The organism is Collimonas sp. GW821-FHT02H07 (assembly GCF_059421505.1).
Map to the genome: position 1 here is coordinate 37,729 of NZ_JBWKVC010000008.1, position 25,947 is coordinate 63,675.

The window sequence follows — 25,947 nt, forward strand, 5'->3', positions numbered from 1 at the left end:
CTGGCCGGCGCTGGTGGCGTCCGGCCTGACCCTGGTGATCTACATGGGGGGGGCGCGCTGTCGCGAGTTGCAGCGGCAGCTGCTGGATGCCGGCATGGCTGCATCGATGCCGGTGGCGGTGGTGCAGTCGGCGACGCTGCCGACGCAAGCGCAGCTGCTGACCAGCCTCGATCGCTTGCCGCAAGCCTTGCAGGACAGCGGCCTCGGCAGCCCTAGCATCATCGTCATTGGCGAAGTAGTGCGCTGTGCCGATGCCTTTGCCGATATCGTGCTGGACCAGGTGCAGCAGGCGCTGGCTTGAGCCGCGCCTATGCCGCAGCGTTGGCGGGCGGTCGGGCGCGATGTAAAATGCGCGGCAAATGCCTAGCCCCGACACTCCTCCGCTCACCGACCCCGCTGCATCGTTTCTCACAGCGATAGACTGGTCGCAACCCTGGCTGCAACCGTTGCAGCAGCTTGGCCGGCGCCTGAGCGAGGCGGCCGACTGGCGCCAGGCCTTGAACGCGGCCGCGCAGGAGCGCCATATCCGCAACTACCTGGGTTTGCCGCTCAATTTTGTGGCGCAGGGCGAACTGCCTGCCGCCACGGCCTACGAAGCCTTCATCGGCAGCAGCGGCAAAGTGCCGACCCGCGACAATCTCCACGATTTCCTGAATGCGTTGGTCTGGCTGTCCTTCCCGGCCATCAAGGCGCGCCTGAACGCGCTGCAGGCGGCCGAACTGGCCAAGGCCGGCACGCTGTCAGGCAGCAGCAAGCCGCGTGGCGCCGCGCGCGACGCCGCCACCATTTTCGATGAAAATGCGGCCTTGCTGCTGGTGCGCGACAATGCCGCTGGACAGGCGCTGATTGCCGCGTTGCGCAACCATCAATGGAGCGACGCCTTTGTCGCGCACCGGCAACTGTTCGGCGCGGACGCCGAGGTCTGGCTGTTCGGCCATGCCTTGCTGGAAAAACTGGTGCGTCCTTACAAGGCGATTACCGCCCATACCCTGGTGGTGAGCGCGCCTGAATCCTATTTCGCGCTCGGCGAGGATGCCAGGCGCGGCTGGATCGACGGCCACATCGCCGCCGACCTGGCGCAGCAGGGCTCGCTGGTCGGGCGCCTGACGCCGCTGCCGGTGCTGGGCGTGCCGGGCTGGTGCCAAGGTCAGGACGCTGATTTCTATGCGGATGCGGCCGTGTTCCGTCCGAAGCGCGCCAGATAGCGCCGGCCTGATAAAATTCGGCTACTTACTTTTATTGATCGCTCCAGCATGCCATTCCTAGACAAAGCCATCACCGACTTCGACAACGCTCTGCGCGTCATCACGGGGCAAGCTTCGGCTTCGCGCCCGAGTCCGGCTTTGCAGGCGCCGGACGGCGTGCTGGACGCGGCCGAGCAGCGCCATAGCGCCGGTCTGATGCGCATCAATCATGTCGGCGAAGTCTGCGCCCAGGCGCTGTACGATGCCCAGGGGCGCTTCGCCCAAGGCGCGCCGATCAAGCAGCAATTTGCCGAGGCGGGCAGGGAAGAGGAAGACCATCTGGCCTGGACTGCGGAACGCTTGCGTCAGCTGGGTTCGCACGTCAGCCTGCTGAACCCCTTGTGGTACGCCGGTTCCTACGCGTTGGGAACGCTGGCGGCGCGGCTGGGCGATACGCGCAGCCTGAGCTTTGTTTCGGAAACCGAGCGCCAGGTGGAAAAGCATCTCAACAGCCATCTGGAAAAGCTGCCGCTGCAAGACGCCAAATCGCGCGCCATCGTCGAACAGATGCGCGACGATGAAATCGCCCACGGCGAGGCGGCGCGTGCTCTGGGAGGGGTGGCAATGCCATTGCCGGCGCAGAAGGCGATGCAGGCGATGTCGAAAGTGATGACGACAGTCGCCTACTACATTTGAGGCAATGCGCTGAGGCAGCGGCGCCGCGCGGGCTTACGCGCCGGTCGGGGTTTCCGCCAGGTCGTCGATGATTTCGAAGGAATGGGTGATTTCGGCGGTCTTTTCCAGCATGATCGAGGCCGAGCAGTATTTCTCGTGCGACAGCTTGATCGCGCGCTCCACCAGGTTGGGCTTCAGGTTGCGGCCGCGTACGGTGAAGTGGAAGTGGATCTTGGTGAAGACCTTGGGTTCTTTCTCTGCCCGTTCCGATTTCAGCGTGACGTCGCAGCCGCGCACATCCTGATGGCTTTTACGCAAGATCAGCACCACATCGTAGGCGGTGCAGCCGCCGGTGCCGGCCAGCACCACTTCCATCGGCCGCGGCGCCAGGTCGCGGCCGCCGCCATCGGGCGCGCCGTCCATCGTCAAGAGGTGGCCGGAGCCGGTTTCTGCTAAAAAAGTCATGCCGGACAAGCCGGTCCAGCGTACTGTGCATTCCATAGGGTCTCGCGGGCTGTTGGTGGTGGTCGCGATATTCTAACTGCTCTTGGCGCATGCCGTTCAGGCCGGTTTTGTTGTCATTCGGAAAACACAAGCCGGAATTTTTGGTAAAACTCCCTAATTTTCTACCTTGCGATGCACAATTCCGTTTGCTAAGATGGGTTATCGATGGCCGGAGTTGGCTTCAGGCAATCAACCCATGTCTCCTCCACCCCTCCACAGGAGTGGATTTAAACCCGACGCCCAAGTGCAGATCGGGTTTTCTTTTGTCCATGCCCAGCCCCTCAGCCATGAATCTGGCGCTGCATTTACAACAATTCCTAGCCCAAATGCCGATTATTTTCAATCGGTTTGACGCCAAGTCCTTGAAAAGGCTATAATTTACGGCTTTTCCGTTTGCTCAGGAAAAGATAACAAGGAAGAGTCTGTCGCTGATGCAGGACGAGGATCAAGGTTAACAGCCTGGTCTCCGGTAGCGATGGAACCACCATTTGAGCGAATTAAACTAGTTAGGAAGTCAACATGAAAACTTTTTCCGCTAAGGGCCATGAAGTCCAGCGTGATTGGTTCGTGATTGACGCGACGGACAAAGTCCTCGGACGTGTTGCCAGCGAAGTGGCACTCCGACTGCGCGGCAAACACAAACCGGAATTTACTCCACACGTTGATACCGGCGATTTCATCGTCGTCATCAATGCAGGCAAACTGCGCGTCACTGGCGCCAAGGCAACCGACAAGACGTATTTCCGTCACTCCGGTTACCCAGGCGGCATCTACGAAACAAATTTCCTGAAAATGCAACAGCGTTTTCCAGGTCGTGCGCTGGAAAAAGCGGTCAAGGGCATGCTGCCTAAGGGTCCGCTTGGCTACGCCATGATCAAGAAGCTCAAAGTGTACGCAGATGGCACCCATCCGCACACTGCGCAGCAACCTAAAGCACTCGAAATCTAAGGAACTGACATGATCGGTAACTACAACTACGGAACCGGCCGTCGCAAGAGTGCAGTGGCTCGCGTTTTCATCAAGTCCGGCTCGGGCCAGATCATCGTCAACGGCAAGCCAGCGAATGAATATTTTTCGCGCGAAACCGGCCTGATGGTGATTCGTCAACCGCTGGAACTGACTAACCATGTCGAAACTTTCGACATCAAGGTCAACGTCAGCGGCGGCGGCGAGTCTGGTCAGGCTGGTGCGGTTCGCCACGGCATCACTCGTGCACTGATCGACTACGATGCAACGTTGAAATCGGAGCTGTCCAAAGCCGGCTTCGTTACACGTGATGCACGTGAAGTTGAACGTAAAAAAGTTGGTCTGCGCAAGGCACGTCGCGCAAAACAATTCTCCAAGCGCTAATCTACGCTTTCAGAATATCGAAAAGCCGCCAGGTTCGCGCCTGGCGGCTTTTTGTTATTTGTCGCACCAGAATTTCGTGAACGTAACATTGGCTGCAGGCATTGCCATGCTAATAACGGCAAATTATTGCCTTAGTGAATGTCAACAAGCTCAAACAATTGGCTGATAAAATAGTCGGCCTTATACTGTCCTACCGCAAAAAGCGGCAGCGGCGGATAGCCAGCAGTCGGGTTCAGGAAGATAAAGCGCACAACGCTTCCAAGCAAGGAAAAAAGATGATCAAAGTCGGGATTGTGGGTGGTACGGGATATACCGGGGTCGAGTTGCTGCGTTTGCTGGCAACCCATCCGCAGGTGCAGTTGCAGGCAGTGACTTCGCGCAAGGAAGACGGCATGCCGGTTGCGGATATGTACCCGTCCCTGCGCGGTCGCGTTGCGCTGGCATTCTCGACGCCTGAAAAAGCCAAGCTGAGCGAATGCGATGTCGTATTCTTCGCCACCCCGCATGGCGTCGCCATGGCGCAGACCCCTGAGTTGCTGGCTGCCGGCGTCAAGGTGATCGATCTGGCTGCCGATTTCCGCCTGCAGGACACCGCGGTGTTCGAGAAATGGTACAAGATGCCGCACAGCTGCCCCGAACTGCTGAAAGAAGCAGTGTACGGCTTGCCCGAGTTGAATCGCGCCGCCATCAAAGATGCGCGCATCATCGGCAATCCTGGCTGCTATCCGACCACCATGCAGCTCGGCCTGGCGCCGTTGCTGAAGGCAGGGGTGGTGGATGCAGGACATCTGATCGCCGATTGCAAATCGGGCGTTTCCGGCGCCGGCCGCAAGGCCGAAGTCGCCATGCTGTTCTCAGAGGCCAGCGACAACTTCAAGGCTTACGGCGTCTCCGGCCATCGCCATTCGCCGGAAACCCTAGAGCAGCTGAGCAAGCTCACCGAGCAGAAGGTCGGCTTGCTGTTTACCCCGCATCTGGTGCCGATGATACGCGGCATGCATTCCACCATTTACGCGCGCCTGACCAAGGAGCTCGACAATGCCGCGCTGCAGGCGCTGTTCGAGGAAGCTTACAAGAACGAACCGTTTGTCGATGTGATGCCGTTCGGTGCGCATCCGGAAACTCGTTCCACCCGTGGCTCGAACATGCTGCGCATCGCCCTGCATCGGCCGGATGACGGCGATACCCTGGTGGTGCTGGTGGTGCAGGACAACCTGGTCAAGGGTTCGGCCGGCCAGGCAGTGCAATGCATGAACTTGATGTTCGGTCTGGAAGAAACGACTGGTTTGATGCACGTGCCGGTCATGCCATGATGCTAGCGTTATCGGGGCTGGCCGCCACGCCGGCGACTGTGCGTGTGCGACGGAATCAGCCGCGATGAAGTACAAGCTGTGGGTCCGGCGCATGTCGATTTCGGCGCCGAAAATGACCGTGAAAAGCCATTTTCCGTGGCCGCTGAAGGCGCTTTTCCTGATTGTGGTGCTCGGTTTCGGCGGCGCCATCGCCATGTGGATGTACGATCTGGGCCGCGACTTTACCGGTCACAGTCCGGGCGTCAGCAAGCAGCAGCTGGCCGATCTGAACGAAAAGGTGAGCAGCCTGACGGCGGAGCGCGACCGCTTTTCGACCACCGTCAACGCTGCCGAAAGCCGGATGAATATCGAGAAGGCGGCGCAAGAACAGCTAGGCCAGCAGATCAAGGTGCTGGAAGCCGAAAACGCCAAGCTGAAAGAGGATTTGGCGTTTTTTGAGGGTTTGCTGCCGAATGCGACCGGCAACCAAGGCATCACCATTCAGCGCCTGACCGCGGAATTGAAGACGCCGACGCAGCTGCGTTACCGGATGCTGATCATGCAGGGCGGCAAAGCGCCTAATTTCACCGGCGAAGTGCAATTGCTGGTGACGGCGACGGTAGCGGGGAAAAGCACGGTGCTGACTTTTCCGGGCGCCAGCGCCACGGCGGCCGACAAGGCTGCCTACAAGTTGGATTTCAAGTATTACCAGCGTGTCGAGGCCGAACTGACTTTGCCGGAAGGCGCTGTGGTCAAGGCGATTCAAGCCAAGGTCATGGACAAAGGCCAGATGCGGGCGCAGCAAACCACTAATTTGTAAAAAGGAAACATCATGTTCAACCGCAAAGCAAAGAGCACCATCGATAGCCTGATCGGCTCGTCGACCAGCATCCAGGGCGATGTCCATTTCAAGGGCGGTCTGCGTATCGACGGCCACGTCAAGGGCAACGTGGTGGCCGAAGTGGGCCAGGCCAGCGTGCTGGTGATTTCCGAGAGCGCCAAGGTGGAAGGCGAAGTGCGGGTAGCGCACCTGGTGGTCAACGGCGAGATCAGCGGCAACGTTTTTTCGTCGGAATTGCTTGAATTGCAGCCGAAAGCCCGCATAACCGGCGACGTCAATTACAAGGCGCTGGAAATGCATAGCGGCGCCCTGGTAAGCGGTAAGCTGACCCATGAACAGAACGTGATCGAGCCGGTGTTAAAACTTGCTATGACGCAATCTGCCTGAAAACCGCAAGCGGTTTCGGGCTTTGCCTGCATGAATCCGGGCAAGCGCCTATAATGCAGTATTGTATGTATTCCCCCGCAGGAGCAAAAAATGAATGCTGTCGCTGAAATCCAAGATGTAGTCGCATCCCCTATCGTATTTACCGATAGCGCCGCCGCCAAAGTTGCGCAACTGATCGAAGAAGAAGGCAATCCCGACCTCAAGCTGCGCGTATTCGTGCAGGGTGGCGGTTGTTCCGGCTTCCAGTACGGCTTCACTTTTGACGAAATCGTCAATGAAGACGACACCACCATGAGCAAGAACGGCGTGCAGCTGCTGATCGACTCGATGAGCTACCAGTATCTGGTCGGCGCCGAAATCGATTACAAGGATGACCTGGAAGGCGCGCAATTCGTGATCAAGAATCCGAATGCAACCACCACTTGCGGTTGCGGTTCTTCGTTCTCGGCCTGATGCATCCGGCCGGATTCGAACCGGCCTGAGCAGGACGCTGCAGTAAAAAAGACGCTGGGGAGCAATTCCCGAGCGTCTTTTTTTGTATACGGCGCTGTGCTTGTCAGGCCGGATAGAGCGCTCCCAGGATGCGTGAGCCACGCGCCCCAGTCACCAATGGCAGATTGCCGGGCAAGCGCTGATCGAAGCGCAGCGCCAGCCAGGCGAACGCTATCGCCTCGACATGGTTGGGGGCGATCCCCAGCGCTGCGGTCGATTGTACGTTTGCCTTCAGGCCGTGGCTTTGCAGCGCCTGCGCGAGCTGCGCCATCAGATAAGGGTTATAGGCGCCGCCGCCGCAGACATACGCCGTTTCCGCCGCCGGCGCGTGGTGCGCAATCGCATCGGCGATGGTGCTGGCGGTCAGTGCAGCCAAAGTAGCCTGGACATCGGCCGGGCTTAGCTTCAGTTGCGCCGCATGCCCCAATTGCTTGTCCAGCCAGGCCGCATGGAACAGGTCGCGGCCGGTGCTCTTGGGCGGCGCGGCGGCAAAGTACTCTTCCTTGCGCATCTGCGCCAGCAACGCCGCCGAGGGCTGGCCGCCGGCGGCCCACTTGCCGCCTTCATCGTAATCCTTGTCGTGATGACGTTTGATCCACAAATCCATCAGGACATTGCCCGGTCCGGTGTCGAAGCCGATGACGTCGCGGTTTCCGTTCTCCGCTGCAGCGCCATGCAGGACACTGATGTTGCCGATGCCGCCGATATTCACCACCACCCGGGTTTGCGCCGGATCGGCGAACACCGCCTGGTGAAAAGCCGGCACCAGAGGCGCACCCTGGCCGCCGGCGGCGACGTCGCGGCTGCGGAAATCGGCGATGACGTCGATGCCGGTGAGCTCCGCCAGCAGCGAGGGGTTGTTAGCCTGGCGCGTAAAGCCGAGCTCGGGGCGATGGCGGATGGTCTGGCCATGGACGCCGATCGCGCGGATCTGGGTTGGCTGCACGCCGGCCTCCGCCAGCAGGCGCTCGACGCAGGCGGCGTAGTGCGCGGCCAGGGTATTGGCCACCAGCGCCTCGCGTTCGATCTCGTCATGGCCGGCGCTTTGCAAGGCCATCAGTTCGGCGCGCAGGCCGGCGGAAAAGGGGACGTAGGCCGAGGCGATGGTGGCGACAGGCTGTTGTCGTACCGGCGCAGCTGCAAAGGCGGCAATGACGCCGTCGACGCCATCCAGGCTGGTGCCGGACATCAGGCCGATATACAAATCGCTGGGGGAATGTGGAGTAGGCATAATAAAACCGTTGTGGGATCGTCTGATTTTACTAGCGCTCCGACAACGGTTCTATGTTTATCCTGCCCGAAGGCAGAAATTTACTTTGCCGCCAGCTTGGCGACAGGCGCGGCGGGCTTGACTTCGCTGCCGCTCAGCAGGTTGAAACGATGGGTGATGTCCGCCGCCACCGTCTTGAACCGTTGCAGCTCGGCGCCGGCCAGCGGGCTGGCGGTAGGCACTACCACCGACAGCGGATCGCGCGGCTCGTTGGCGACGCGGAATTCGTAGTGCAGATGCGGGCCGGTGGCCCAGCCGGTCATGCCGACATAGCCGATGACGTCGCCCTGGCTGACCTTGCCGCCTTTACGCGAGGTCGGCGCGAAGCGGCTCATGTGCGCGTACACGGTGGAATACTTGCTGTCGTGCTTGATGATGACGACGTTGCCGTAGCCGCTTTCGACGCCGGCGAAGTCAATCACGCCATCGGCGGTCGCATGGATGGGCGTACCCGTTGCCGCGGCGAAATCGACACCGGTGTGCTTCTTCCACTTGCCGAGGATGGGGTGGACGCGCATCGAGAAGCCGGAAGAAATGCGGGTGAAGGTCAGCGGCGACTTCAGGAATGCCTTTTTCAGCGACTTGCCGTCGAAACCGTAGTAGCCGCCCTGGCCGCTGCTGTCAGGATCGTCGAACCAGACTGCCTGGAACGGCTTGCCGCCGTTGACGAATTCGCCAGCGAGGATACGGCCGGCGCGTAGGAACTGGCCGTCTTGCCAGAATGTTTCGTAAGCGACATTGAAATGGTCGCCGCGTTTCAGGTCGGAGGCAAAATTGATGTTGGTGCCGAACATGGCGACAATCTGCGACGCCACGCTGTCCGGAATATCGGCTGCATCGGTGGCGGCGAACAGCGAGGAGCGGATCACGCCCGTATGCATTTCGACGCGGCGTTCGACGGTCGGTGTTTCTTCGGCAACGCTGAACTTGTCGCCATCGCGCCGGACCAGTAGGTTCTTGGGCGAATTGTCGCGGCCGTCGGCTATGGTGGCGCGCAACATTTGCAATTGGCCGTCATTGCTGGTCTGCGCCTGCACCGCGGTGCCCGGCTTCAGGCGCAGCATGGCGCGCGCGCTACTGTCGGATTTGATGAAACTGGCTGCCTCATCGTCATCCACACCCAACCGCGTCAGCAAGGCCGCCAAGGTATCGCCGGCGCGCATCTTGTCTTCGGCGACATACAACTGTTGCTGGGCTTCAAGCTTGGCAATCTGCTCACTCAGGCTGGGCAATTCCAGTTCCGCGGAAATCGCTCGTACCGGGACGTCGTCAGGATCCGTTGGCAACGGTACAACACCGGCCGCGCCAAAGGCGACCAGGGTCAGCAGCACGGCGGAAGCGGAGACAATACGGGTTTTACGTGAGGAATCAGTAAACAGGACGGGTATCTGCTTGAAAAACGGCTTGATACTTGACCGCAAGTTGATGATTTTATCTTTGAGAGACATGCAATACGTTAAAATTTGCCGTTTGCTACCGATTCTTGTGTTGTTGTTTGATTGAACGACTTGCGGCGGGATTAAAAGGATCAGGGATTATACCTTAGCCCATCCGGGCAAACGGTAGGACTATTCTGATTTGTCGTAACCCTATGTAGCTCCTGCATTTCCTGCCTGCCTCTGGCAGCACAAGCGCTGCTTTTTTTAGATTTTTAGATTTCATTTTCGCTGGATTTTTATTTCCTATGGCTCACGATTCTCAAAACGCATCACCGCAAGCAGGCGCTGCTGCTGAAAACACCCCTCTGGTGCTGTCGGACCGTACCCAGGAGGCGCTGGCGATCACCAAGCGCGGCGTCGACGAACTGCTGATCGAGAGCGATTTTGCGCGCAAGCTGCAGCGCTCCGAACAAAGCGGCAAACCGCTGCGCATCAAGCTGGGCCTGGACCCGACCGCGCCCGATCTGCATCTCGGCCATACCGTGGTGCTGAACAAGATGCGCCAGCTGCAGGATCTCGGCCACAACGTGATTTTCCTGATCGGCGACTTCACCTCGATGATCGGCGATCCGTCCGGCCGCAACGTTACGCGGCCGCCGCTGACGCGCGAGCAGATCGAAGAAAACGCCAAGACCTATTTCGCCCAGGCCAGCCTGGTGCTGGATCCGGCCCGCACGGAAATCCGCTACAACTCGGAATGGTCGGACAAGCTCGGCGCGCGCGGCATGATTCAGCTGTCGGCCAAATACACGGTGGCGCGCATCCTGGAGCGCGAAGATTTCACCAAGCGCTTCAAGGCCGGTACGCCGATCTCGGTGCACGAACTGCTGTACCCGCTGATGCAGGGCTACGATTCGGTGGCGCTGGAGTCCGACCTGGAACTGGGCGGCACCGACCAGAAATTCAATCTGCTGGTGGGGCGCGAGCTGCAAAAGGATTACGGCCAGGAGCCGCAATGCATCTTGACCATGCCGCTGCTGGAAGGCCTGGACGGCGTCGAGAAGATGTCCAAGTCCAAGGGCAATTACATCGGCATCACCGAGCCGGCCAACACCATGTTCGCCAAGGTCATGAGCATTTCCGACGTCATGATGTGGCGCTACTACGAACTGCTGTCGTTCAAGTCGCTGGCGCAGATCGCCGCTTACAAGACGCAGGTCGAGGGCGGCCAGAATCCGCGCGACATCAAGGTCGCGCTGGCGCAGGAAATCGTGGCGCGCTTCCATAACCAGCAGGCGGCGGAAGATGCCCTGAGCGATTTCAACAATCGCGCCAAGGGCGGCATTCCGGACGACATTACTGAACTGACCTTGAGCGGCGCGCCGCTCGGCATCGGCCAGTTGCTGAAGCAAGCCAATCTCTGCCCGTCGACCTCGGAAGCGTTGCGCATGGTGGAGCAGGGCGGGGTGCGGATCGACGGCGCGGTGATCAGCGACAAGGGTTTGAAAGTCGATGCGGCAACCTTCGTGATACAGGTCGGCAAGCGCAAGTTCGCCCGCGTTACCCTGACCGCATGATCGCCCTGCTGCAACGGGTCAGCCACGCCAGCGTGGTGGTGGACGGCGTTACTGTCGGCGCCATCGACGCCGGCCTGATGGTGCTGCTGTGCGCCGAGCGCGGCGACAGCGAAAAACAGGCCGATGCCTTGCTCGCCAAGCTGCTCGCTTATCGCGTGTTCAGCGACGACGCCGGCAAGATGAACCGCAGCGTCAGCGATGTCGGCGGCGGCTTGCTGCTGGTGCCGCAGTTCACGTTGGCGGCGGATACGCAATCCGGCACCCGGCCTTCTTTCACGCCGGCGGCGGCGCCGGAAGAGGGCCGCCGCCTGTTCGATTATTTCGTGCGCCAGGCTGGCAACGCGCACCCGCTGGTGCAGACCGGGCAGTTTGGCGCCGACATGAAAGTGTCGCTGACCAATGATGGCCCCGTGACTTTCTGGCTGCAGGTAAAACCGCCGCTGGCCAAAGCGTAAGGCTTTTATTTGCTGTAGTCTGGCAGATCTGGAATTATCGACGGGAGCTTGCCATGAAACTCTGGAGCAATTCTTTTAAGGACGGCGCCTATATCCCTGGCGAATTCGCTTTCGCCGTCAGCCATCCGGAAACGCATCTCAGCTTGTCGGCCAACCGCAATCCTCACTTTGCCTGGAGCCAGTTGCCGGCCGCCACGCAATCGCTGGCGCTGATCTGCCACGATCCCGACGTGCCCTCGCGCGGCGACGACGTCAACCAGGAAGGCAAGACGGTCGCGGCGGATTTGCCGCGCGTCGACTTTTTCCACTGGCTGCTGCTGGACCTGCCGCCGGCCACTACGTCACTTGCCGCCGCGGCATTCAGCGATGGCGTCACGCCGCGCGGCAAGCCCGGTCCGGAAATCCAGGGCAGCCCAGGCCTGCGCCACGGCTTGAATGACTATACCGGCTGGTTTGCCGGCGATGCGGCGATGAGCGGCGACTACTTCGGCTACGACGGTCCTTGTCCGCCGTGGAACGATGAAATCGTCCATCGCTATATCTTCACCTTGTACGCCCTCAGCATTCCGCGCCTGGCAGTGACCGGCAAATTCACCGGCGCGCAAGTGCTGGCGGCCATGCACGGCCACATCCTGGCGGAAGAAGCCGTGGTCGGCCTATACACCTTGAATCCGGCTTTATAGTCATACCCGTAACTGCAGAAAATTTATGGCAACTACTGAAATATTATTGATACGCCACGGCGAAACGGACTGGAATCTGGAGCGCCGCCTGCAGGGCCATCTCGACATTCCGCTGAACCAGGTCGGCGAACGCCAGGCGCAGGCGCTGGCGCGCAGTCTGGACGGCGTCGCCCTCGACGCGGTCTTCAGCAGCGATCTGCAGCGCGCCCGGCAAACCGCGGCGCCGCTGGCAGCCGACCGCAATCTATCCTTGCGACTCGATGCCGGTTTGCGCGAGCGCTGCTACGGCGCGCTGGAAGGCCTGCGCTATCCGGAAGCGGCGCAGCGCTTTCCCGAGGCTTACGCGGCCCTGATGGCGCGCGCGGTCGACTATCGTTATCCGGCCGGCGTGCATGCGGCGGAAACCATGCGCGAGTTTTACGAGCGGACGGTGAGCGCCTTGCTGGCTGTGCTGAACGCAGGCGTCCTGGCGCGGATTGCAATAGTCGCCCATGGCGGCGTGCTCGACTGCATTTACCGTTTCGCCAATCAATTGCCGCTGGAGCAGCCGCGCAGCTGCGATATTTTCAACGCTAGCATCAATCGCCTGAGCTGGAATCCGGATTGGGCGCAGCCCTTGCGTGTGGATGGCTGGGCCGAAGTGGTTCATCTGGATGAGCTGGCGATGGACGAAATCGATCGCTGACCTCGTCGGCATGCAGGTACACGAAAAATTCTCGCCAGCCGGCATTTTATTGCTGTAGATCAATACTGTAAAACTGCTATAAATCTGTATAAGCTGTATTCAAAACAGTTGTGATAAAGGCAGCGCGCTTGTGCTAATCTTGCCGACAAGAACTAAAACAATAGTGGGGCCGCCAGCATGAAACTTAATCTCTTCCCATCTTGGGCGCAGCGTACTGCTGACCCCGAGCAATTCGTGGAATCGACCACGGGGAAAAAGGCAGCCGCGGAGCCTGCCGCCCCTACCCTGAATGAAGAGCAGCTGGCGCTGGTCGGCGTCTTGCACCAGCTGCTGCAGACCCTGCCGCAAGCCTATAGCGGCCGCGAAAGCGTCAAGCGCCTGTGCCAGATGATCCTGCCGGCCAGTCCGCATATCCGACTGGTGTGGGTCGGGTTTTGCCAGGATGACTCGGAGGCGGCGATCAAGCCGACTGCGATCGTCGGCAAGGCCCTGAGCGAATCGGATCATTGGCAGCTGTCCAAGGATTGTTTTGATTACGTTGCGCCATTTGCCCAGGAAGCAGACTGGGAAGCCGGCCACGACAGCGATTTCCAGTCATTGTTTGCACCTTGGCAAGCCCATCCGGAAAAATGCTCCGCCACGGCGGCGCTGGCGATACCGCTGCGCTCGGAAAAAGCCCGCATGCACGGCATGATGGTGTTTTATGCCGACCGGCATGATTATTTCGCCGACACCGGGTACGCGTCGTTCCAGGCTTTCGGCCATGTCTGCGAGGTGATCTGGAAGCAGTCCAACCTGTCGCATCTGCTGACGCGGCAAGCCCAGCTCGATTCGCTGACGGGCTTGCTGACGCGGCGCCGCATTGTCCATGTCTACGAAGAAGCGGTGGCCGCCACCGCGACGGACGAATCGCCGCTGTCGATCCTGTATTGCCAGCTGGACGAGTTTCACAAGATCAACGATCTCTACGGCTGGGCCGTGGCCGACAATATCCTGGCGGCGTTTGCGAAGGATACCGGCGGACAGCTGCGCAAGAGCGACAGCGGCGGCCGCTGGAATGCTACTGAATTCCTGTATGTGTTGCCGGCGACCGACACGGTGGATGCGGAAAACCTGGCGGCCGCCTTCCTCAGCCATTTCAAGCATCATCCGGTGAATATCGAAAACTGGTCGATCCGGCTGGCGCTCTCGGTAGGAGTGGCCACCTATGGCGCCGATGGCCGCGGGCTCGACGAACTGATCCATTACGCTACCCAGCATCTGCACAGCTCCAGTACGGTAGCCGAAGACGAGCTCTAAAGTACACACCGAGAATAACCCGCGTGCGGCGGCAATCGCGATAAAATGACGCCTTTCCCGCTGCAACTCATCTCGAGCTTTCGATACCGCCATGAATATTGGCCCTTATTTCCTGCGCAACAATGTCTTTGTGGCACCGATGGCCGGTGTCACGGACAGGCCGTTCCGGCAGCTCTGCAAAGAGCTGGGCGCCGGCTATGCGGTGTCGGAAATGGCCGCCTCCAATCCGCGCCTGTGGCAGACCGAGAAGACCTCGCGCCGCATCAACCACGATGGCGAGATGGAGCCGCGGGCAGTGCAGATCGCCGGCGCCGATCCGCAGATGCTGGCGGAATGTGCAAAATACAATGTTGACCACGGTGCGCAAATCATCGATATCAACATGGGCTGCCCGGTCAAGAAAGTCTGCAACAGCTGGTGCGGTTCGGCATTGTTGCAGGACGAGCAATTGGTGGCGCACATCCTGGAAGCGGTAGTCGGGGCGGTGGATGTCCCGGTGACGCTGAAATTCCGCACCGGCTGGGATCGTCTCAACAAGAATGCCTTGAATATCGCGCGCCTGGCGGAAGCCAGCGGCATCGCCATGCTGACCTTGCATGGGCGCACGCGCGCCGACGGTTACAGCGGCGACGCCGAATACCAGACGATTGCGGCCGTCAAGGCCGCGGTCTCCATCCCGGTAGTCGCCAACGGCGACATCACGACGCCGGAAAAGGCGCGCCAGGTGCTGGAATACACCAAGGCCGACGCTATCATGGTCGGCCGCGCGGCGCAGGGCCGTCCCTGGATTTTCCGCGAGATCGAGCATTACCTGCGCACCGGCGAATATTTGCCGGCGCCGCTGGTGGCGGAAGTGCAACAACTGATGGATGAGCATCTGCGCGCGCATTACGGATTCTATGGGGACTACCTGGGCGTCCGCACCGCCCGCAAGCACATTGGCTGGTATGTGCGCGATTTGCCGGGCGGCGAGGCGTTCCGGCAACGCATGAACCTGCTGGAAGATTGCGGCCAGCAACTGGCTGCAGTAAATAGCTTCTTCGAATCGCAGTTTGCGTTTGGGGAGCGGTTACAATACGGGGTGGCCGAGCAGATGGCGGCCTGAATCAGATCAACAAAAAACAGGACTGGGCGGGATTTTCCGGCAAGCTGGCCGCGGCAAGAGTGTGGCAAAAGCGTGGCGCTGCAGGAGATCCGGCCCGGATCTTAAAAAAAGAATAGTAAAAAAGAATGAGTAAAGAAAGTATCCAAGACGTGGTAAAGCAAAGCCTTGAAAAATATTTCAAGGATTTGGGCGAACAGCCGCCGTCGAATGTCTACGACATGGTGATTTCCACGGTTGAAAAACCGGTATTGGAAGCCGTGATCGCGCGCGCCGAAGGCAACCAGTCGCATGCCGCCGAGATGTTGGGCATCAATCGCAACACCCTGCGCAAGAAATTGCAGCAGCACGGCCTTTTGTAATTTGTAATTTGTAATTTGTAATTTGTAATTTGTAATTTGTAGTTTTGCGTTGCCCGATGCCAGTTGCGCCGGTCACGCCCGATCAAGCAGGTTTGAGCAACACCATGCTGCCATTCCCGCCATCGGGGGCAGCCCTGAAGCGGTTTTCCAGCTGAGCTTATCCGCAGTCCGCCTTTTCGTCATTCATCACCTTCCTGAGTTTTCACTATGATCAAACAAGCCCTCATTTCCGTATCCGATAAAACCGGGATACTCGATTTCGCAAAAGAGTTGTCGGCGCTGGGCGTGAATATTCTCTCGACCGGCGGCACTGCCAAGCTGCTGGCCGATAACGGCATCAAGGTCACGGAAGTGGCGGACTACACCGGCTTCCCGGAAATGCTCGACGGCCGCGTCAAGACCCTGCACCCGAAAGTGCACGGCGGCATCCTGGCGCGGCGCGATTTCCCCGAGCATGTGGCGGCGCTGGCGCAGCACCAGATTCCGATGATCGACATGGTCGTGGTCAACCTGTATCCGTTCCAGCAGACCATCGCCAAGGAACAGTGCTCGCTGGAAGATGCGATCGAGAATATCGACATCGGCGGCCCCGCCATGCTGCGCTCTTCGGCCAAGAACCATAAGGACGTTATCGTCCTGTGCGATCCCAGCGATTACGCCGGTGTGCTGGCCGAGCTGAAGGCGCATGACGGTGAAGTCGGCTACGGCACCAAGTTTGCGCTGGCCAAGAAGGTCTTCGCCCACACCGCGCAATACGACGGCGCGATCACCAATTACTTTACCTCGCTGGGCGAAGACAAGCAGCACGCCACGCGCAGCGCCTATCCGGCGACCTTGAACCTGCATTTCGAAAAAGTGCAGGAAATGCGCTACGGCGAAAACCCGCATCAGTCGGCGGCGTTCTACCGCGACACCCGGCATGTCGAAGGCGCGCTGGCCAACTACAAGCAGTTGCAGGGCAAGGAACTGTCCTACAACAACATCGCCGATGCCGATGCCGCCTGGGAGTGCGTCAAGACCTTCAGCGACACTGCCTGCGTCATCATCAAGCACGCCAATCCCTGCGGCGTCGCCATCGGCGGCAATCCGCTGGAAGCCTACAGCAAGGCGCTGCAAACCGATCCGACTTCGGCGTTTGGCGGCATCATCGCCTTCAACCAGGAGCTCGACGGCAATGCCGCCGAAGCCGTCGCCAAGCAGTTCGTCGAAGTGATCATCGCGCCATCCTTCACCGAGCAAGCCAAGCAGATCTTTGCTGCCAAGCAGAACGTGCGCTTGCTGGAAATTCCGTTGGCGCATGCGATCAATCTGCATGACTTCAAACGCGTCGGCGGCGGTTTGCTGGTGCAGTCGCCGGATGCCCGCAATGTCGCCTTGAGCGAACTGAAAGTCGTCAGCAAGAAGCAGCCGACCCAGCAGCAGCTGCAGGACCTGATGTTTGCCTGGCGCGTCGCCAAGTTCGTCAAGTCGAATGCCATCGTGTTTTGTGGCAATGGCATGACCCTGGGCGTCGGCGCCGGCCAGATGAGCCGTGTCGACTCCGCCCGCATCGCTTCCATCAAGGCGCAGAATGCCGGCTTGTCGCTGGTCGGTTCGGCCGTGGCGTCGGACGCCTTCTTCCCGTTCCGCGACGGCCTCGACGTTGTGGTCGACGCCGGCGCCACCTGCGTGGTGCAGCCGGGCGGTTCGATGCGCGACCAGGAAGTGATCGATGCCGCCGACGAGCATGGCGTAGTCATGCTGCTGACCGGCACCCGCCATTTCCGTCATTAATTTTCGTCACCATGTAGCTGAGCAAGGCTTTGCCGCTTGCGGCAAGGCCGGCTCCAGAATATGAAAATCCTCGGTATCGACCCGGGTCTGCGGACCACCGGTTTTGGCATCATCGACAAGCAGGGCAACAAGCTCAGCTATATCGGCTCAGGCACCATCAAGACGCCGGACGCCGATCTGCCGCAACGCTTGAAGGTGATCCTGGCGAGCGTGTCGGAAGTGATACGCACCTATGCGCCGGATTGCTCGGCCATCGAAAAAGTTTTCGTCAACGTCAATCCACAATCCACCTTGCTGCTGGGGCAGGCGCGCGGCGCCGCCATCTGCGCGTTAGTGAGCGCGGACTTGCCGGTGGCGGAATACACCGCCTTGCAGATCAAACAGGCAGTCGCCGGCCATGGCAAGGCGCAAAAACAGCAGGTGCAGGACATGGTGCAGCGCTTGCTGCAACTGCCCGGCTTGCCCGGCACCGATGCCGCCGATGCGCTGGCGGTGGCGATTTGCCATGCGCACAGTGGCGATGCCCTGGCGCATCTGAGCGCGCTGGCGCCAGGCCTTGCCAAAAAAGGTTTGCGCGTGCGCGGCGGCCGGCTGGTTGGCTGAGCGGGGCTAAAAAGTACGCAATTGTTTTCTATTGTTATGTCTAGCTTTCCTCATATCCAGTCATCCCGACGGTTCATCCCGCGCGATCAAGCTGCCTACTCCTTTCTTTATCTGCGATTTGTGGCATTTTGGATGTCCCGTGCGGCGTCCAATTGTGAACCTTTGTTTCGGCAAATTTGCCGCAAACACATGTGTATAGCTGAGAGCTGACATTTACAACTCTCGCTAAGTCCTTCATTTATTTAGTAATTCAATGTAAATACATTCATTGCACATTGTCAGGTATTGGCGCTAAGTCATTGACTTTACTCGAATATTTTCCAATTGCCCCCTCCTAAATGGCTTGACCTAGAATAGTGCATCCTCTAAAGTGGGTGAAAGTGTGGAAAAGTGTTTTTTTGTGGGGCATTTTTGCTGACTTGCAAAGAAAACTTTCTCAGGATTCAGCAGCAAATCGACAGGAGCGTGTGCGGTGTTTCAGGGTGCGTCAGCATTAAATCTCGATGCGAAAGGGCGGATGGCAGTGCCATCCAAGCATCGTGACGCGCTGACCGTTCAGTGCGAGGGCCGGCTGACGCTGACCAAGCACCCGCACGGCTGCCTGTTGCTGTTCCCGCGCCCCGTGTGGGAGAGCCATCGCGAGCAGATCGCCGCCTGGCCGATGTCGGCGCGCGCCTGGCAACGGATTTTCCTGGGCAATGCCTCCGACGTCGAACTCGATTCCGCCGGACGGATTCTGGTGGCGCCGGAACTGCGTTCGGCGGTCGGCCTGACGCGCGAGGTAATGCTGCTGGGCATGGGAAGCCATTTCGAGATTTGGGATGCAGCCAAGCTGGCTGAAAGCGAGTCGCAAGCAGTTGCGGCTGGCATGCCCGAAGTGTTAAGTAATTTTTCGTTCTGACAGGCCCGCCATGAGTGAACCAGTGGTGCCCGAGTTCCAGCACCGCACCGTGTTATTGGATGAGGCTGTCAGTGCGCTGGCGATCGAGGGCGCGCGCGCCGACGGTATCTACGTCGACGGCACTTTCGGCCGCGGCGGCCACAGCCGCAAGATTTTACAGAGCCTGGGCGAGCGCGGCCGTCTGATCGCGTTCGACAAGGACCCGCAAGCCATCGCCACCGCCAGCACTATCGCCGATCCGCGTTTCGAGATCGTGCACGACAGTTTTGCGACGATGGCGCAGGCCCTGCGGGAAAGAGGCATACAACAAGTCGATGGCGTGCTGCTGGACCTGGGCATTTCATCGCCGCAGGTGGACGACGCCAGCCGGGGGTTCAGCTTCCGCGCCGACGGCCCGCTCGACATGCGGATGGATACGACGCGCGGCATATCGGCAGCAGAATGGCTGGCCAGCGCGGATGAACAAACAATCGGAAAGGTGGTACGTGATTATGGGGAAGAACGGTTTGCTGTTCAGATTGCAAAGGCGATTGTTGCTGGCCGGACAATCAAGCCCATTACTGGCACACGACAGCTTGCCCAGATCGTGGCAAACGCCGTCAAGACCCGCGAGAAAGGCAAAGACCCGGCCACTCGTACCTTTCAGGCTATACGGATTTTCATCAATCAAGAGCTTGAAGAACTCGAGATAGTACTGGACCAGGCATTTCGGCAGATGGGCCAGCAAGGGAGATTAGTCGTGATCAGCTTTCATTCGCTGGAAGACCGGATCGTCAAGCAGTTCCTGGCCTCGAAAGCCCGGCTGCCGCAGCCCGACCGTCGCCTGCCGATCCGCGCGGTGGATCTGCCGCAGCCGGAATTGAAGCTGATCTCCCGCGTCAAGCCATCGGATGCGGAAGTCGCTGAAAATCCACGCGCCCGTTCCGCCATCATGCGCGTCGGCGAGCGCCTGGCCGTGAAAGAGGCGCAGGCATGAGCGGCCGCCTCAATTTCATCCTGGCGCTGGCGCTGGTGCTGTGCGCGCTGGCGCTGGTCAATTCCCAGTATCAGGCGCGCCAGCTGTTCATCGAGCTGGAGCGCGCCGCCAGCCAGTCGCGCCAACTGGATATCGAATGGGCGCAATTGCAGCTGGATCAATCGACCCTGGGCAAGAACGCCAGGATTGAAGCCGCCGCCACGCGCGACCTCAACATGGTGCCGCTGACCGCTGCCCGCACCCAATATCTGACAGTGGGGGAAAAATGACGCGCAATCCCCCGCGCAGCTCGCATACCGGCCGTATCGCGGCCGGCAAGGGCGTGCCGTTTTCGGCCAGCCCGGTGCTGAAGGTCAAGCTGCCGGTATGGCGCTCGCGGGTGGTGCTGTTCGCCATGTTCGCAGCCTTCCTGGCGCTGATCGTGCGGGCTTTGTGGCTGCAGGGCATTTCCACCGATTTCCTGCAAAAGCAGGGCGCTTCGCGCTATGCGCGTACGCTGGAGTTGCCCGCCACGCGCGGCAAGATCACCGACCGCAACGGCCAGGTGCTGGCGTCGTCGGTGCCGGTCAAGGCGATCTGGGCGATTCCTGACGACGTCAAGGACGCGCCCAAGGAAAAATTGCAGGCCCTGGCCAAGCTGCTCGACATGAGCAGCGCCGAGCTGAGCAAGAAGCTCGATTCCGACCGCAATTTCGTCTACCTCAAGCGCCAGGTCGAACAGGATATCTCTGACCAGATCGTCAAGCTCGGCATCGACGGCATAGAAACCCGCAAGGAATACAAGCGCTTCTATCCTGAGGGCGAGGTAGCGGCGCACGTGGTCGGCTTCACCAACGTCGAAGATGCCGGCCAGGACGGCATGGAACTGTCGCAGCAAAAAAATCTGGCGGGCGCTACCGGCAGCCGCCGCGTGATCAAGGACCGGCTGGGCCGCATCGTGGAAGATATCGAGGCGGTCAAGGAGCCACATGACGGCAAAGACCTGGTGCTGTCGATCGACAGTAAGATCCAGTACATCGCCTTCACCCAGCTCAAGGAAGCGGTCGAGAAGTTCAAGGCCAAAGCGGGCGGCATCGTGGTGGTCGACGCCAAGAGCGGCGAAGTGCTGGCGCTGGCCAACCTGCCAAGCTATAACCCTAACGATCGCTCGGTGCTGACTGGCGCACAGCTGCGCAACCGCGTGATGACCGATACCTTCGAGCCCGGCTCGACCTTGAAGCCGTTTACGGTCGCCCTGGCGCTGGACACCAACCGGGTGCAAGCCACCACGACTTTTCAGGTGCCGGACAAGATGACCATCGGCACCGCGACCGTGGGCGATTCCCATCCGCACCCGGTGCAGACCATGAGCGTTGCGCAGATTATCCAGAAGTCGTCGAATATCGGCACTGCCAAGATTGCGCTGCAAATGCCGGCCGAAGAGATGTGGGAGATGTTTACCACCGTAGGCCTGGGCCAGCAGCCGAAATTCGGCTTCCCCGGCGCTGTTGCCGGCCGCGTGCGGCCGTTCAAGTCATGGCGTCCGATCGAACAGGCCACCATGAGCTACGGCCACGGCATTTCCGTATCGCTGATCCAGATGGCGCATGCCTATACCATTTTTGCCCGCAACGGCGACCTGATCCCGCTGTCGTTCCAGAAGGTGATCGAGCCGCCGGTCGGCCAGCGCGTGGTCTCTGAAAAGACCGCGCTCACCATGCGCGCGATGCTGGAAAGAGTCACCGCGCCCGGCGGCACCGCACCGAAAGCGCAAGTGCCGGGCTACCGCGTCGGCGGCAAGACCGGCACCGCTTACAAGATCGAAGGCGGCAAGTACGTCAAAAAATACATTGCCGATTTCGTCGGCTTTGCGCCGGCTTCCGATCCGCGCCTGATTATTGCCGTCATGGTGGATGAGCCGGCGGTCGGCTCGCACTTCGGCGGCGACGTCGCCGCGCCGGTGTTTGCGACGGTGGCGGCGAACGCCTTGCGCGCGCTGAACGTGCCGCCCGATTCCAGCGTTACCGACATCATCATCCCGACCGACGGTCCGCAGGAGGGTTTGTGACGACTTCCATAGCGAAACGATTGCAAGACATCCAGCAGTGGCTGGGCAGCGTTGCGCCGGCCGGCGCCGAGCTGGTGTCGGACTCGCGCAAGGTCAAGGCGGGAGACGTGTTTTTCGCCTATCCGGGCGATGCCGCGGACGGCCGCGCCTATATCGCGCAGGCGCTGAAAAACGGCGCTTCGGCGGTACTGTACGAGAGCGAGAAATTCAGCTGGGACGCAGCGTGGACGGCGGCACATCTGGCGGTAAGCAGGCTGAAACAGCTGTCCAGCCAGATCGCCGCCGCCTACTATCAGCAGGCCGACAAGGACATGCTGGTGGTGGCCGTCACCGGCACCAATGGCAAGACTTCCTGCAGCCAGTGGCTGGGACACGCGCTGTCGCATCTGGGGCAGGCTACCGGCGTGATCGGTACGCTCGGCACGGGCGTCTATGCGCAGGGGCAGCGCGGCGAATTTGAAGAGACCGGCAACACCACGCCGGACGCGCTGTTGTTGCAGCAGACCTTGAGCGCCATGCGCAAGCAAGGCGTCAAGGCGCTGGCGATCGAGGCATCTTCGATCGGCCTGGAGCAAGGGCGCCTGAACGGCATGCATGTCGACATCGCCCTGTTCACCAATTTCACCCGCGACCACCTGGATTACCACGGCGACGAGCAGCACTATGAAGCCGCCAAGCGCATATTGTTCGACTGGCCGGGTTTGCAGAAGGCCGTGATCAATCTGGATGACGACATGGGCTTGCGCCTGGTCAGCCATCTGCAGAAAAAGAAGCGGGGCATTCCTGTGATCGGCTATACCTGTGCCGAGCTGGATGCGTCGGCGGACGTTGCCGTCCTGCGCGCCTCGGCGATTCGCACCAGCGCCAGCGGCACCGTTTTCCACGTCGAATCGCCATTCGGTTCCGGGCAGTTGAAGACGCAGCTGGTGGGCCAGTTCAATGTCAGCAATGCACTGGGTATCCTGGGCGTGCTGCTGGCCCATGGCATTGAATGGAAGGCGGCGCTCGATGCGATTGAACTGTTGGTCGCCGTGCCGGGTCGAATGCAGCAATTCGGCGGCCAGGATGCGCCGTTGATCGTGATCGATTATGCCCACACGCCGGATGCGCTGGAAAAGACCTTGAGTACGCTGCGCCAGGTTGCGCAGCAACGCAATGGCGAATTGTGGTGCGTATTCGGTTGCGGCGGCGATCGCGATCCCGGCAAGCGGCCGCAGATGGGCGCGGTGGCGGAACTGGCGGATCACGTCATCGTCACCAGCGACAATCCGCGCGGCGAAGAGCCGGCCGCCATCATCAGCCAGATTCTGGCCGGAATGAAGGCGCCGCAGAAAGCGCAGGCGCTGGAAGACCGCGCTGCGGCGATCCTGTGGGCGGTACGCCATGCGGCCAAGGCCGACGTCGTGCTGCTGGCAGGAAAAGGACATGAAACATATCAGGAAATCAAAGGAAAGAAATTGCCGTTTTTAGACGCCGACCATACTGCCCTGGCGCTCGCTGCGCGGGCGACGATGAAGGGCGGCAGCCTATGAATACCACATTGGCGCAACTGCAGTCATGGCTGGGCCTGCCTGCCAGCGCAGGCGCCGCCGGCCAGGCTGTGATCAGCGGCTTGTTCACCGACAGCCGCGCGGTGACCCCCGGTTCCGTGTTCGTCGCCTTGCGTGGCGAGCGGTTTGACGCTCACGATTTCCTCGATCAGGTCATCGCCCAGGGCGCCGCCGCGGTAGTGGTCGAGCAAGCTCCCGCCGGCCTGACAGTGCCGGCGCTGGTGGTGGCCGATACCCGGCTGGCCTTGGGCACGATAGGGCAGCGCTGGCGCCAGCAATTCAGGCTGCCGCTGATCGCCGTCACCGGCAGCAACGGCAAGACCACCGTCAAGGAAATGATCGCCGCGATCCTGGTCGCGGCCTTTGGCGTCGACAAGTCGCTGGCGACGCGCGGCAATTTCAATAACGAGATCGGCGTGCCGCTGACCTTGTTGCGGTTGCAAGCGGAGCATCAGGCCGCCGTGATTGAGCTGGGCATGAACCATCCCGGCGAAATCGCCGTGCTGACGGCGCTTGCCGAACCGACTGTCGCTCTGGTCAACAATGCCCAGCGCGAACATCAGGAATTCATGGCCAGCGTCGAAGCGGTTGCCGAGGAAAACGGCAGCGTGATCCGCGGCCTGGCGGCCAATGGCATCGCGGTGTTTCCGGCGGATGATCCGTATACAGAACTGTGGCGCAGCTACTGCGCAGACAAAGGCGGCAGCCTCACTTTCGGCCTGACGCCGGCGGCGGACGTCCATTGCAGCTACAGCAATGGCGCCGACGGTTTCGGCAGCGACCTGACGGTGAGCGTTCCCGGCCAGCCTTCGTTCCTGGTGCAACTGGCGGCTGCCGGCGAGCACAATGTACGCAATGCGCTGGCCGCCATTGCCTGCACGCTGGCGATCGGCGTCGACACCGCTGCCATCAAACGCGGTCTGGAATCGTTCGCGCCGGTCAGCGGCCGCCTGCAGCGCAAGCTGGCAACCCGCGCAAGCTGCGCCGGCGCGCTGGTGATCGACGATACCTACAACGCCAATCCGGATTCGGTGCGAGCCGCGATCGACGTCCTGGCGCAGGCTGCCGCACCGCGTCTGCTGGTGCTGGGCGAGATGGGGGAAGTCGGCAACGACGGCCGCCAGTTTCACCATGAAATCGGCGCTTATGCGCAACAACGCGGCATTACGCAGCTGTTCACGCTGGGCGAGATGGCGGCAGAGGCGAGCATCGCTTTCGGCCCCCAGGCCCGGCACTTTACCGACATCGCAGCGTTGCTAGCCGCGCTCGATGCCACCATGACACCGAATACGACCGTGCTGGTCAAAGGCTCGCGCTTCATGAAAATGGAGCGCGCCGTCCAGCACCTGGTTGGCACAACATCCGAGGGGACTCACTAACATGCTGCTATGGCTGGCACAAAATTTTCAGCAGGATTTCAGTTTCCTGCGCGTCTTCAACTTCATCACGTTCCGCGCGGTGTTCGCGACCCTGACGGCGCTGATGATCGGCCTGATCGCGGGACCGGGCGTGATCCGCATGCTGGCGCGCCTCAAGGTCGGCCAGGCGGTGCGTACCGACGGCCCGCAAACGCACCTGATCAAATCCGGTACGCCGACCATGGGCGGCGTCCTGATCCTGATCGCGATCGGTATTTCGACCTTGCTGTGGAGCGATCTCGGCAACCGTTTCGTCTGGATCGTGCTGATCGTGACGCTGGGCTTCGGCACCATCGGTTGGGTCGACGACTATCGCAAGGTGGTCTACAAGGATCCGAACGGCATGCGTTCGCGCGAAAAATATTTCTGGCAATCGGTGATCGGCGTGGTCGCCGCGATCTACCTGGCGTTCTCGGTGTCGGCGCCGAACAATACCCAGGTCTGGGATTTGTTCGTGGCCTGGGTCGAGTCTGGCTTCAGCCTGGATCTGCCGCCCAAGGCCGACCTGATCGTGCCGTTCTTCAAGACCGTCAGCTATCCGCTGGGCGTGTGGGGTTTCATGGCCTTGACCTATTTCGTCATCGTCGGCACCAGCAACGCCGTCAACCTGACCGATGGCCTTGACGGCCTGGCGATCATGCCGACCGTGATGGTCGGCGCGGCGCTGGGACTGTTTGCTTATTTGACCGGCAACGTCACTTTCGCCAAATACCTGCTGATCCCGCATATCCCGGGCGCCGGCGAATTGCTGATCTTCTGCGGCGCCATGGCCGGCGCCGGACTCGCCTTCCTTTGGTACAACGCCTATCCGGCGCAGGTGTTCATGGGCGACGTCGGCGCGCTGGCCCTGGGCGGCGCCCTTGGCACGGTGGCTGTCATCGTGCGCCAGGAAATCGTGCTGTTCATTATGGGCGGTATTTTCGTGGTTGAAACTTTGTCGGTGATGTTGCAGGTAATCTATTTCAAGTACACCAAGAAGCGCTTCGGCGTCGGGCGCCGGGTGCTGCTGATGGCGCCGTTGCACCATCACTATGAACAAAAAGGCTGGAAGGAAACGCAGGTTGTGGTGCGCTTCTGGATCATCTCGATGATGCTGGTGTTGTTTGGACTTTCAACTCTGAAGTTAAGGTAGTGGGCAGTAC

General features: G+C 60.4%; 28 protein-coding genes. 25 read left to right on the plus strand and 3 right to left on the minus strand.

Features of this window, described 5'->3' with window-relative positions; genetic code table 11:
- The first annotated feature begins 13 nt into the window (after positions 1-13).
- Genes AC07V8_RS13845 through coq7 form a run of 3 tightly spaced genes read left to right on the plus strand, consistent with a single transcriptional unit; the run spans position 14 to position 1,880 of the window.
- Positions 14-301: a hypothetical protein gene (locus AC07V8_RS13845; RefSeq protein ID WP_494678725.1), complete on the plus strand. Its 288-nt coding sequence runs from the start codon at positions 14-16 to the stop codon at positions 299-301.
- A gap of 58 nt (positions 302-359) precedes the next feature.
- Positions 360-1,205, plus strand: a complete 846-nt coding sequence (locus AC07V8_RS13850) for a DUF3025 domain-containing protein (RefSeq protein WP_494678726.1) — start codon at positions 360-362, stop codon at positions 1,203-1,205.
- 48 nt (positions 1,206-1,253) lie between these two features.
- Positions 1,254-1,880, plus strand: coding sequence for a 2-polyprenyl-3-methyl-6-methoxy-1,4-benzoquinone monooxygenase (gene coq7 / locus AC07V8_RS13855; RefSeq protein WP_494678727.1), 627 nt, complete (start codon positions 1,254-1,256; stop codon positions 1,878-1,880).
- A 33-nt stretch (positions 1,881-1,913) separates the two neighbouring features.
- Here coq7 and AC07V8_RS13860 read toward each other — a convergent pair whose 3' ends face one another.
- A complete protein-coding gene (locus AC07V8_RS13860) occupies positions 1,914-2,360 on the minus strand; it encodes an OsmC family protein (protein ID WP_494678728.1) in 447 nt (148 codons plus the stop codon).
- 522 nt (positions 2,361-2,882) lie between these two features.
- Here AC07V8_RS13860 and rplM point away from each other — a divergent pair.
- From rplM to erpA, 6 genes are all read left to right on the plus strand, one after another.
- Positions 2,883-3,311, plus strand: coding sequence for a 50S ribosomal protein L13 (gene rplM / locus AC07V8_RS13865; RefSeq protein WP_211445169.1), 429 nt, complete (start codon positions 2,883-2,885; stop codon positions 3,309-3,311).
- Positions 3,312-3,320: 9 nt separating this feature from the next.
- Positions 3,321-3,713, plus strand: a complete 393-nt coding sequence (gene rpsI, locus AC07V8_RS13870; RefSeq protein ID WP_038493344.1) for a 30S ribosomal protein S9 — start codon at positions 3,321-3,323, stop codon at positions 3,711-3,713.
- Between the two features lie 275 nt (positions 3,714-3,988).
- Positions 3,989-5,026: an N-acetyl-gamma-glutamyl-phosphate reductase gene (gene argC, locus AC07V8_RS13875; RefSeq protein ID WP_494678729.1), complete on the plus strand. Its 1,038-nt coding sequence runs from the start codon at positions 3,989-3,991 to the stop codon at positions 5,024-5,026.
- Positions 5,027-5,090: 64 nt separating this feature from the next.
- Positions 5,091-5,825, plus strand: coding sequence for a DUF6776 family protein (locus AC07V8_RS13880; RefSeq protein ID WP_494678730.1), 735 nt, complete (start codon positions 5,091-5,093; stop codon positions 5,823-5,825).
- A gap of 12 nt (positions 5,826-5,837) precedes the next feature.
- A complete protein-coding gene (locus AC07V8_RS13885; protein WP_098494258.1) occupies positions 5,838-6,233 on the plus strand; it encodes a bactofilin family protein in 396 nt (131 codons plus the stop codon).
- 90 nt (positions 6,234-6,323) lie between these two features.
- Positions 6,324-6,686, plus strand: coding sequence for an iron-sulfur cluster insertion protein ErpA (erpA, locus tag AC07V8_RS13890; protein ID WP_014007938.1), 363 nt, complete (start codon positions 6,324-6,326; stop codon positions 6,684-6,686).
- Between the two features lie 103 nt (positions 6,687-6,789).
- Here erpA and AC07V8_RS13895 read toward each other — a convergent pair whose 3' ends face one another.
- Both AC07V8_RS13895 and AC07V8_RS13900 read right to left on the minus strand, forming a co-directional pair.
- Complete coding sequence (locus AC07V8_RS13895) at positions 6,790-7,956, minus strand: anhydro-N-acetylmuramic acid kinase (RefSeq protein WP_494678731.1); 1,167 nt, start codon at positions 7,954-7,956, stop codon at positions 6,790-6,792.
- 80 nt (positions 7,957-8,036) lie between these two features.
- On the minus strand, positions 8,037-9,443 hold the full coding sequence (locus AC07V8_RS13900; protein WP_494678732.1) for a peptidoglycan DD-metalloendopeptidase family protein: 1,407 nt from the start codon (positions 9,441-9,443) through the stop codon (positions 8,037-8,039).
- Positions 9,444-9,679: 236 nt separating this feature from the next.
- On the opposite strand from AC07V8_RS13900, the gene tyrS reads away from it, so the two are divergent.
- From tyrS to mraY, 16 genes are all read left to right on the plus strand, one after another.
- Positions 9,680-10,951, plus strand: coding sequence for a tyrosine--tRNA ligase (tyrS, locus tag AC07V8_RS13905; protein ID WP_494678733.1), 1,272 nt, complete (start codon positions 9,680-9,682; stop codon positions 10,949-10,951).
- The gene (dtd, locus tag AC07V8_RS13910; RefSeq protein ID WP_494678734.1) at positions 10,948-11,406 is read left to right on the plus strand and encodes a D-aminoacyl-tRNA deacylase; all 459 of its coding nucleotides are present in this window, start codon (positions 10,948-10,950) and stop codon (positions 11,404-11,406) included. The genes tyrS and dtd overlap by 4 nt, the downstream gene beginning before the upstream one ends.
- A 53-nt stretch (positions 11,407-11,459) precedes the next feature.
- Positions 11,460-12,089 (plus strand): YbhB/YbcL family Raf kinase inhibitor-like protein, encoded by a 630-nt coding sequence (locus tag AC07V8_RS13915; protein ID WP_494678735.1) that lies wholly within the window; start codon positions 11,460-11,462, stop codon positions 12,087-12,089.
- 25 nt (positions 12,090-12,114) lie between these two features.
- Complete coding sequence (locus AC07V8_RS13920) at positions 12,115-12,774, plus strand: histidine phosphatase family protein (RefSeq protein ID WP_494678736.1); 660 nt, start codon at positions 12,115-12,117, stop codon at positions 12,772-12,774.
- A 177-nt stretch (positions 12,775-12,951) separates the two neighbouring features.
- Complete coding sequence (locus tag AC07V8_RS13925; protein ID WP_494678737.1) at positions 12,952-14,073, plus strand: GGDEF domain-containing protein; 1,122 nt, start codon at positions 12,952-12,954, stop codon at positions 14,071-14,073.
- Between the two features lie 91 nt (positions 14,074-14,164).
- The gene (dusB, locus tag AC07V8_RS13930; protein WP_494678738.1) at positions 14,165-15,178 is read left to right on the plus strand and encodes a tRNA dihydrouridine synthase DusB; all 1,014 of its coding nucleotides are present in this window, start codon (positions 14,165-14,167) and stop codon (positions 15,176-15,178) included.
- A 125-nt stretch (positions 15,179-15,303) separates the two neighbouring features.
- Positions 15,304-15,537: a Fis family transcriptional regulator gene (locus tag AC07V8_RS13935; protein ID WP_014007929.1), complete on the plus strand. Its 234-nt coding sequence runs from the start codon at positions 15,304-15,306 to the stop codon at positions 15,535-15,537.
- Between the two features lie 207 nt (positions 15,538-15,744).
- Entirely contained in the window at positions 15,745-17,310 is a 1,566-nt protein-coding gene (gene purH, locus AC07V8_RS13940; protein ID WP_494678739.1) for a bifunctional phosphoribosylaminoimidazolecarboxamide formyltransferase/IMP cyclohydrolase, read from the plus strand.
- Positions 17,311-17,370: 60 nt separating this feature from the next.
- Positions 17,371-17,913: a crossover junction endodeoxyribonuclease RuvC gene (gene ruvC, locus AC07V8_RS13945; protein ID WP_061944505.1), complete on the plus strand. Its 543-nt coding sequence runs from the start codon at positions 17,371-17,373 to the stop codon at positions 17,911-17,913.
- Between the two features lie 472 nt (positions 17,914-18,385).
- Positions 18,386-18,814 (plus strand): division/cell wall cluster transcriptional repressor MraZ, encoded by a 429-nt coding sequence (gene mraZ, locus AC07V8_RS13950; RefSeq protein WP_211445157.1) that lies wholly within the window; start codon positions 18,386-18,388, stop codon positions 18,812-18,814.
- Between the two features lie 10 nt (positions 18,815-18,824).
- Positions 18,825-19,790 carry a 16S rRNA (cytosine(1402)-N(4))-methyltransferase RsmH gene (gene rsmH, locus AC07V8_RS13955; RefSeq protein WP_494678740.1) on the plus strand — a complete coding sequence of 322 codons (966 nt, stop codon included), beginning with the start codon at positions 18,825-18,827 and terminating at the stop codon, positions 19,788-19,790.
- Positions 19,787-20,059, plus strand: coding sequence for a cell division protein FtsL (ftsL, locus tag AC07V8_RS13960; protein WP_211445155.1), 273 nt, complete (start codon positions 19,787-19,789; stop codon positions 20,057-20,059). The genes rsmH and ftsL overlap by 4 nt, the downstream gene beginning before the upstream one ends.
- On the plus strand, positions 20,056-21,837 hold the full coding sequence (locus tag AC07V8_RS13965; RefSeq protein WP_494678741.1) for a peptidoglycan D,D-transpeptidase FtsI family protein: 1,782 nt from the start codon (positions 20,056-20,058) through the stop codon (positions 21,835-21,837). Before ftsL ends, AC07V8_RS13965 begins: the two co-directional genes overlap by 4 nt.
- Positions 21,834-23,369, plus strand: coding sequence for a UDP-N-acetylmuramoyl-L-alanyl-D-glutamate--2,6-diaminopimelate ligase (locus tag AC07V8_RS13970; RefSeq protein ID WP_494678742.1), 1,536 nt, complete (start codon positions 21,834-21,836; stop codon positions 23,367-23,369). Before AC07V8_RS13965 ends, AC07V8_RS13970 begins: the two co-directional genes overlap by 4 nt.
- A complete protein-coding gene (locus AC07V8_RS13975) occupies positions 23,366-24,766 on the plus strand; it encodes a UDP-N-acetylmuramoyl-tripeptide--D-alanyl-D-alanine ligase (RefSeq protein ID WP_494678743.1) in 1,401 nt (466 codons plus the stop codon). Before AC07V8_RS13970 ends, AC07V8_RS13975 begins: the two co-directional genes overlap by 4 nt.
- Position 24,767: 1 nt before the next feature.
- On the plus strand, positions 24,768-25,937 hold the full coding sequence (mraY, locus tag AC07V8_RS13980) for a phospho-N-acetylmuramoyl-pentapeptide-transferase (protein ID WP_038493304.1): 1,170 nt from the start codon (positions 24,768-24,770) through the stop codon (positions 25,935-25,937).
- Positions 25,938-25,947 lie beyond the last annotated feature (10 nt).